General features: G+C 54.1%; 1 protein-coding gene. It reads right to left on the bottom strand.

Going from position 1 to position 464, the window contains the following annotated elements:
• On the bottom strand, positions 1-394 hold a 394-nt coding region (locus tag ACTHTS_RS11140; RefSeq protein WP_440370074.1), incomplete at its 3' end, for an SDR family oxidoreductase.
• Positions 395-464: the final 70 nt, after the last annotated feature.

Genomic DNA, 464 nt, shown 5'->3' with positions numbered 1-464 from the left:
GGGCGGCTTTGGCCAGCGCAGGTAGGCTGTATGCGGAGATTTCGTGAGCGGTGTTGAACGCTTCACGGCTGATGCTGTCGAGGAAGTCGCCGCTCAATGCTTCTTTGGGGGCGAAGCCGCTGGAGTGGACGAGGCCGTCCAAGCCGTCCAAATGTTTGCCCAAGTCAACGAACACTTGGTTGATTTCGTCGTCGCTGGCAACGTCGCAGCGGAACACGAGTTCGGAGCCGAGTTTGGCCGCCATTTTACGGACGCGCTCTTCCAGTTTGTCGACAACGTAGGTGAATGCCAATTCCGCGCCTTGTTCGCGGCAGGCTTTGGCGATGCCGTAAGCGATGGAACGCTCAGAGATCATGCAGGTAATCAGAATTTTTTTGCCTTGCAAAAAGCCCATTTTCTTATCCTTTAGCAGTGGTATTGCGGTTGCATTAAACTGCGCATTATAGCAAAAACCGCTGTTTCGG

This window comes from Neisseria sp. P0019.S003 (genome assembly GCF_051957115.1).
Lineage (GTDB): Bacteria > Pseudomonadota > Gammaproteobacteria > Burkholderiales > Neisseriaceae > Neisseria > Neisseria flavescens_D.
The sequence above is the reverse complement of the archived record's forward strand: the minus strand, read 5'-3'. Positions and strand labels throughout refer to the sequence as shown.